Source organism: Aerococcus sp. L_32 (assembly GCF_050689315.1).
Genome location: NZ_JBOEQF010000095.1, coordinates 1 through 7633 on the forward strand (window position 1 = coordinate 1; position 7633 = coordinate 7633).

Annotated in this window: 6 protein-coding genes and 1 pseudogene; all 7 read right to left on the reverse strand. The window is 39.8% G+C overall.

The window, feature by feature from the left end; genetic code table 11:
• Positions 1–138, reverse strand: a pseudogene (locus ACRCJ0_RS07470) (HPr(Ser) kinase/phosphatase); the annotation flags it as partial.
• A gap of 412 nt (positions 139–550) precedes the next feature.
• Positions 551–904 (reverse strand): phage holin family protein, encoded by a 354-nt coding sequence (locus tag ACRCJ0_RS07475; RefSeq protein WP_059348408.1) that lies wholly within the window; start codon positions 902–904, stop codon positions 551–553.
• 2 nt (positions 905–906) lie between these two features.
• Positions 907–1239, reverse strand: coding sequence for a PspC domain-containing protein (locus tag ACRCJ0_RS07480; protein WP_048729060.1), 333 nt, complete (start codon positions 1237–1239; stop codon positions 907–909).
• Positions 1240–1258: 19 nt separating this feature from the next.
• Complete coding sequence (locus ACRCJ0_RS07485) at positions 1259–1447, reverse strand: PspC domain-containing protein (RefSeq protein ID WP_016897957.1); 189 nt, start codon at positions 1445–1447, stop codon at positions 1259–1261.
• A 1-nt stretch (position 1448) separates the two neighbouring features.
• Positions 1449–2912: a DUF4097 family beta strand repeat-containing protein gene (locus tag ACRCJ0_RS07490; RefSeq protein ID WP_431390067.1), complete on the reverse strand. Its 1464-nt coding sequence runs from the start codon at positions 2910–2912 to the stop codon at positions 1449–1451.
• A gap of 111 nt (positions 2913–3023) precedes the next feature.
• Entirely contained in the window at positions 3024–6197 is a 3174-nt protein-coding gene (locus ACRCJ0_RS07495; RefSeq protein ID WP_431390068.1) for an AAA family ATPase, read from the reverse strand.
• Positions 6197–7351 (reverse strand): exonuclease SbcCD subunit D, encoded by a 1155-nt coding sequence (locus ACRCJ0_RS07500; RefSeq protein ID WP_431390069.1) that lies wholly within the window; start codon positions 7349–7351, stop codon positions 6197–6199. Before ACRCJ0_RS07500 ends, ACRCJ0_RS07495 begins: the two co-directional genes overlap by 1 nt.
• Between the last annotated feature and the right edge of the window lie 282 nt (positions 7352–7633).

The window sequence follows — 7633 nt, forward strand, 5'->3', positions numbered from 1 at the left end:
ATAGTTAAAATAGCCGGTAATTTCCAAACCAGGTCTTGAAATGTCACTGGTAATGATCTCGCGGTCTAAATAATCTGCACCACAAATAACCTCAAAATCAAATTTTTCGACTAAATCTTTCACGGTTACCTTTGTCATATACGGTTTCCTTTCTTAACAAGTCACTTTGCCCCTATTTTACCATACTAGACCCATATGGACAGTTGGATAAGCTGTAATTTGTGAAAAAGAAAAATCCGCCCGTCAATCTGGCATTCAGATCAACAAGCGGATTAGGATTTAAAATATAGATTCGACTGCGTCGGCTCTCGCACCCTAGTCGGGTTCGAGCCTCCAGCCAGGACTGCATTTCAGCTTAAGTTGTAGCTGACTTCGCCATCTACTGCCTTAAACTTCCAATGTTCCTGTCTGAGCGTCGGCTCTCGCACCCTTAAAGTCGAGCTCATAATGTCAGGATCGTGCCGCTTCAGACATAAGGTGTGTGTTTTACCATCACTATACTTATGTCTTCCACCGTTACGAGTCTAAGCGACAATTTTCACATCCTCCATTATTTCCCGGCTTCGATAAATTTCTCAAAGAACCAATGGTACATCGAGAACAAGAAGGCTGCGGCGATTGCGTAAAAGAAGTTTGCGAATACGAAGGATGTTGGGAAGAACAATCCTACGATAATAAACATAAAGCCATTTACAACTAATCTAAACAAGCCAAATGTCAGGATATTTAATGGTAATGCCAACAAGTTTACGATAGGACGAATAATTGAGTTCACAATACTCAATACGATAGCTACTAAAATTGCTGACCAAAAATCTGCCACATATACATTTGGGGCAAGGATCCATGAAATAGCCATCAAGCCCAAGGCATCAATCAGTGTCGCTAATATAAAACGTCTCATAATTAAAAATCACGCCAACTTTCTTCCTCATCAAGAGTATCTTTTGAATCTTTATTATAGCTAGATTCATTATAGTCGTCCTGATCTTCAGCATCAAATGATTTAGTCTGACGGTATGCGTCACGGTCATGTCTATCTACACGTGTACGACCTTCATCTCTTGGTAAAATCAATGCTAACAATAGATAAATCAGTATCCCAGCTCCGCCAGAAAGTGTGACGAAGACAAAGATTACACGGACAATCGTTGGGTCAATTTCAAAGTACTCAGCAATCCCGGCACAAACACCATCTAATTTTACGTCATTACGTGATTTTGTTAATTTCTTAGCCATTCTATTCACTCCTACCTTCTTAGTGGCTTCTGTTGGGCATTACAAAAATTAAAATAATGTAGATTAGCCAAACTGGAAACTGTGTCAAACTTAATAATACTGCGATGATACGGACTAAATTACCAGAAATACCAAAGTATTCACCAATACCACCACATACCCCAAATAAGTAACTATCTTTTCTTGACTTCATTAATCTCCCTGACATATTAAATCTCTCCTCTACGCATATCAGCATCATCTTTCACGCGAATATTACCACGCATTGTCTTCAAGTTCACTCGATAAGCCTTTTCTCCAGCTACATCATAGTAAAATGCTTTTTGTTTGTTAAATTGATCGTTGACTTGTGATTGACTCTTAATCAAATCTGATCGGAACATAATTTCACCTTGGTTGGTGTGGGCTACCCCATCAACCGCTGTACCTGCTGGCATATTCAATTTAATATCGCCATTTTTTGTTTCTACTTGGGCACGAACTAAAGGTTTTGCGTCCATTGTAATCACGATGTCCCCATTTAAGGTTTCCATCAATACATTTTCTACGTGACCTTTCAATCGTTGGCTACCATTCAATGATTTCACCACTAAATCTAAGGCTTCCACATCGTTTAAGGTTAATTGACCATTTTTCGTATCTACTTCAATCATTGAAGCTGTAAAGTTTTCGATATTAATCGCGCCGTCAACTGTTTGAATATAGATATCATTCGTATCCATATCTTCAACCGTTACAGGGCCAGAAATTGTTCTCGCTTTAATAAAGTCTAAGCGGTCTTTTGGCACTTGTACCACAATATCTGTCTTGATAAAACGAGAAATCATGTTCAAGTTTAAGGCCCCGTCAACAAATTCTAAGTTTGCTCTTTTTTCAAAGGTAGTTTGCGCATCTTCTTCATCGAAATCGCCGTATAACTTACCAACGACTGTTAATTTCGTAGTTGGTTGGTCCCAAGATGTTAACTCAATTTGACCAGCCGCTATTTGAATATCCACCATCGATAATGGTTCAGTGTATTCATAGGTCGCTTCAAAATCATGGGTAATCAATTTAGGAATTGGAATTGATCCGCTACCTTTTTCAAATTTCACTGTTTTTGATACCTTATCTTGCACTTGGTCTAAAACTGACCGTGTTTTAGTGAAGAAGTCGCCAACGATATTTTTGTAGTCGTAAGCATTTTCTTCCGTTTCTTCTTCAATCGGTTGGCTTTCGTCAACTTTTGAATCTGCTTGTGCCGTCTCTTTTGATGGTCTTGGATTTTCCGCATCGATTTGAATAATATCTTCTTTCAATTGGTGGATTTGTTCCGTCAATTGGTTGATTTCTTCAGTCAAACGATCAATTTCAATATGAGTTACTTCAGATTTCCCTTCTTGGTTAACCAAATTTTGACGCTCAGTTAACTTGGTTGCGAGTGACGCTTCCAAGTCTTTTTGAATAGCCACTTTTTGCGTACGGCCAGTAATATCATCTTGATTTACCGCCTGGTCATTTTCCCAATTAGCATAAAAGTCATCTAAGATATCTTTCTCTTCCTCAACTTGCTTTTGTGTTGTAGGGTTTGATTCAGCTTGTTTCGCTCTATTTTCTAATAAGATAATCGCTTCTTCGTTTGTTAAAATGCCTTCTTTAACTAAGTTTAAAATACGTTCTTTATGATTGGTCATTGTGACAACCTCCTAGTTGTTTAGCTTTCCTTTGTTATCTATATTCTGCCAACTTTGGAGGTAAATGTCATAGGTCTATGGACCTAATTTCACAATTGTTTGATTTTAGCCTTATTGAACCCCTGTAAAAAAGGCTTTGGACCCGTCGTTGCTAGCAGACACTTGTAAGTGGACTGGAATTTGTTGTTTCAATTCAGCCACGTGAGAAATAATCCCAACAATACGGCCGCTCGCTTGTTGCAAATCAGTCAAGGTTTCAATCGCTTGTTGCAAGGATTCCTGGTCTAAGGTTCCAAAACCTTCGTCAATAAAGAGCGTGCCAATTTCAATACCACCGGCATCATTTTGAATCACGTCAGACAGACCAAGGGCCAAGGCTAAGGAAGCTTTAAAGCCTTCTCCACCAGATAGGGATTGGACCGACCGCTTCCCACCAGCTTGGTAGTCAAAGACAGCTAGGTCAAGTCCTTTAGCCCCTGCACCCGACTGTCCTTCGACAATCCGTCTAAATTCATACCGCATTTGGGTCATGGCCATCAAACGTTCATTAGCATATTGGAGAATTTCATCAAAATACAAACCTAAAATATAGCGTTCAAAGGAAATATAGCCATAAGCCTTCTCTTTCCCATTGGCTACCTTGTTTAGGAGCGATAGTTCCCCGAAATGACGCCCTTTTTCTTGGTAGGATGCGAAACTATCCTTAAATAGGTAAATAGCATGGTCTAATTGGGCTTTGATTGAAATCACCTGATCTTTTCTAGCTTTAAATTCAGCTAATTTAATCCGTTCTTGGGCAATTTCCGCTTGGTAAGTCTCGGCATTTTTATCTAAGCCAGCTGTTTCAATTTCTTTTTGATTTGTTGCTTTATTTTCATTAAAGGCATAAACCTCATTATCAAAACGTTGAATTTCACTTTCAATAGCTGCCCAATTCTTTTGACTTTCATGGATTCGACAGATGTCTTCCTGACTTTCTTGACGGTCGGCCATCGCGTTATCCAAAGCAGTTTGATCAGCTTGTAATTCCACTAGCCCTTGCTTGATTTGATCTTTATATCCTGCAATCTGTGTGGTTAGCTGAGCAACTTCTTGCTGGTGCTTATCTAATTGAGTCTTCAACTCTTGGTCTTTAGTTGTAATTTCCGCTAAGGTCTTGTTTTTTGCCTCGTATTCAGCTGTGACAACAGCTTTTGAATTGCCAACTAATTGACCTTTTAATTGGTCGATTTCTTTCCGCAATTCTTCAACAGCGCTTTGGTTAGACGCTGTTTGCCCTTTAAGAGTTGACGCTTCGATTTGCATATTATTCAAAGTCGCCTTCGCTTCATCCACTTGCTTAATCGATTCATTTAATTGTTTGTCCAAATCTTGCTTGGTCTGGCATAACTTATCTAAATGAGACTTGCTTTGTTGAATATCTTCAGCTTCCTTATCTAGATGAGCCCGCCATACTTCAAGTTTTTCATGATTACTTGTCGCATCCGTCGCTATGCCTTCAATATCTTGGTCAGCAATTATTCGATCAAACGTCGCCTGAATAGCAGATAGACGCTCTATTTTACTTGAATAAGATTGGAAAGCTGTTTGCGCAGCCTCCACCCCTGCCTCAACCATTTCTTTTGTCACTGCATCCTCTTGCACAGCAGCTGGTGCTGGATGATGAATAGATCCACAAACTAAACAAGGTTGACCTTCAACTAATTGACTGGCTAATTCTCCAGCCAGATTTTGGCTATAAGCCAATTCCAAACGATTTCGTCCGTCTACTTTTGCTTGATAGACTTTCTGGTCAGCTTCTACTTGAACAGTAAGGTCTGCAATCTGTTGGTTGGTTTTTACCATGTCCTCATAATTTTTTACCAACAAATTATATTGATAGATTTTTTGATCAACTAGAACTTGTTGTTGGTTGATATCCCCTACTTGTTCTAACTCTGCTTGCAGTTTTTTCAGAGATGCTTGCCCAGCTTCGACCGCTTTTTCCTGGTCTTGAATCTGACTGGTTAATTTTGTCGCTTGTTCAGCCAAACTTTGGCCGTAAGCCACTTGCTTGTTGAGACTACCTTCTTGTATTAAATAGTTATCCCATTTATTTTCTTGAATAGCCAAATCTTGCAATTCTGCCCGCAAGCTATCTACTCGTTGAATCTGGTCTTGCCAGTCAGCTTGCTCTGCTTTGACAGTTTGTAAACGACTATTCGCTTCTTGTAATAAGCCCGTTTTCTCATTCACCAGTTTTTGTAATTGCCCCTGTTTGTGCGCTTGTTTTTGAATTTGTTGGATCAACTGGTAAGCGTTTTGTGTTTCACGGTACTGTTGCAAAGACTTTCGTTCACTAGTAATGGTCGCTTCACGTTCTTTGATGGAAGCTTCTTGGTGATGTAATTTATCCTGTCTAGCTAAAAGCTTAATAAAGCCTTCTAGCCGTTGAATAGTAGACTCAAAACCAGTGATTTGTTGACTTAAATCAGCATTCTTCTGGTCCAAGTCAGCTACTTTAGTGCCAGCCCATTCAGAAAGATTTTGATAGTCCTCTTGATCTACCCAATTTTGAACCCGATCTTTTTCTGTCAAGCTCTTGTCAGCCGTATCGACCTCTTCATCACCATTCTCCACTATTGCTATCGCTTCATTATCCGCAAACGTCACAAATGATTGGCTATGTTGGTCTACCTGTTTCTTCAAGGCGCCCACTTCCTGGTTAGCTTGCTTAAACCGTTCAGCAATGGCTTGTTGGAACCGGTCTAAATAATCAGTATGGAATATGGTACGTAAAATGGCTTCCTTTTCACCCGAGCTAGCTTCCAAGAGTTTTTTAAACTCTCCTTGTGGCAACATGACAATTTGTCTAAATTGATCTGCTGACAAACCAAGAACTTCAACTAACTTACTATCCACTTCTTGCGTTTTACTTAGTGAAAAATCTTCCCCTTCTAAGGTTACTTCCGCATTCTGCTCTCGAATTAAGCCCCTTTTAGTCGGCCGTTTTTGCTTTGGAATCCGTTCCACCGTATAGGTTTTCCCGTGAATCATAAAGGTTAACCGTACATAAGCAACACTTTCATCTTCAGCTAACTGCGACTTCAATTCATTAATATCACGCGATGAACCAGAAGTCTTTCCGTATAAGGCGTAAACAATGGCATCAAAAATGGTCGTTTTACCAGCACCAGTGGATCCTGAAATCAAGAATAAGTTCTGATCGCCTAAGTCTGTAAAGTCTAGGCTCGTTTTTTCTTTATAAGGTCCAAAAGCCTGCAATTCAAGTTTAATAGGTCTCACTATGCCTTATCCTCCTTTAAGGTTGATTGGAAAATATCACGGACAATTTCCGCTTGGAAGGCTGATAATTCTTGGTCCGTATTATTTTGATAAAACTGAGCAAACTGGTCCCATACAGGTGTTGCTTGCACTTCGTGACGTTTGGATTTCAAGTCTTGTCGCTGTCTATTTTCTAAAGCTACATACTCTAAGCTCATGGCATTTGGGTACCGTTTCTTCAAGCGATTCATAGCTTCATGCTGAGCGTAGGCGTCCGTTAGTTCAAAGAAAATATAGTCATCTGATTGCCCTTGTAACAAATCTTCAAATTGACCGCGCATAATCCGCATATCCTTATCAGGCTTTAATTCATGCTTCACAACTTCAATGGTGTCCGCCTTTTTATCCAAGTCGATCTCTAAAAAGGCCTTATGATGATGAACTTCTGACTTAGAAAACTTCAAGGGTGAACCTGAATAGCGAATTCGCGGACTACCTACTTGTTGCGGCCCGTGTAAATGACCAAGCGCCACATAATCAAAGCCATCAAAGACAGTATGGGGTACATATTCACTGGTACCAATGGACAAGGGACGTTCTGAATCGGATTTTTCTAAGTCTTCCCCTGCCCCTTCAATGGCCCCAGCAGTTACATAACCATGGTAAAGGATGATATTGACCCGACTAGGATCCCATTTGTCTTTAATTCGCGCTACCTGTACCTTAGTGGCATCCTCAATACTATGGATAGTTTCTTCAGGATATAGACGTTTAATCGTTAGATGATCGCTAAACGGTAATAGATACACATCTGCATCACCAACTTCAACCTTTCGAATCTCGGTGCTAGGGACACCAGCCATGTGTAAGCCTTGTCCTGACAGTAAACCTGCAGCATAACCTACGCGTTCACCTGAATCATGGTTTCCAGCGATAATACAAATGGGACAAGCTAGTTCTTGTGACATTTTCGTTAGCATTTCATTGACTAACTGAACCGTTTCACCACTAGGTAAAGTCCGGTCATATAAATCACCTGCCATAATCACCAAATCAGGCTTTAAAGCGACGGTTTGTGCTAGCCAGTCATTTAATATGGTACGTTGGTCTTCTATTAGAGAGTGGTTATTGACCACTTTTCCAATATGCCAATCCGCTGTATGTACAATTTTCACTACTATCCCACTTCCTTCTCATAATCTTTCATTTTAAAGAAAAAACACTATGTTTCAAGATGAATGTAATATTTATCGTCAACATAGTGTTTTTCTATTTTATTCTATTTTTTCAACAATGGTTTTAAGTATTTACCTGTGTATGAGCCTTTCACTTTAGCAACCTCTTCAGGTGTACCAGAAGCAACGATTTTACCACCTTGAGCACCACCTTCCGGGCCAATATCTACAATATAGTCTGCTGTTTTAATCACATCTAAATTGTGCTCAATCACGACAATG

What these genes read in the sequence shown, in the direction of transcription:
- ACRCJ0_RS07475 (WP_059348408.1), bottom strand. Translation starts at nt 904, where the DNA reads ATGAGACGTTTTATATTAGCGACACTGATTGATGCCTTGGGCTTGATG.
- ACRCJ0_RS07485 (WP_016897957.1), bottom strand. Translation starts at nt 1,447, where the DNA reads ATGTCAGGGAGATTAATGAAGTCAAGAAAAGATAGTTACTTATTTGGG.
- ACRCJ0_RS07480 (WP_048729060.1), bottom strand. Translation starts at nt 1,239, where the DNA reads ATGGCTAAGAAATTAACAAAATCACGTAATGACGTAAAATTAGATGGT.
- ACRCJ0_RS07490 (WP_431390067.1), bottom strand. Translation starts at nt 2,912, where the DNA reads ATGACCAATCATAAAGAACGTATTTTAAACTTAGTTAAAGAAGGCATT.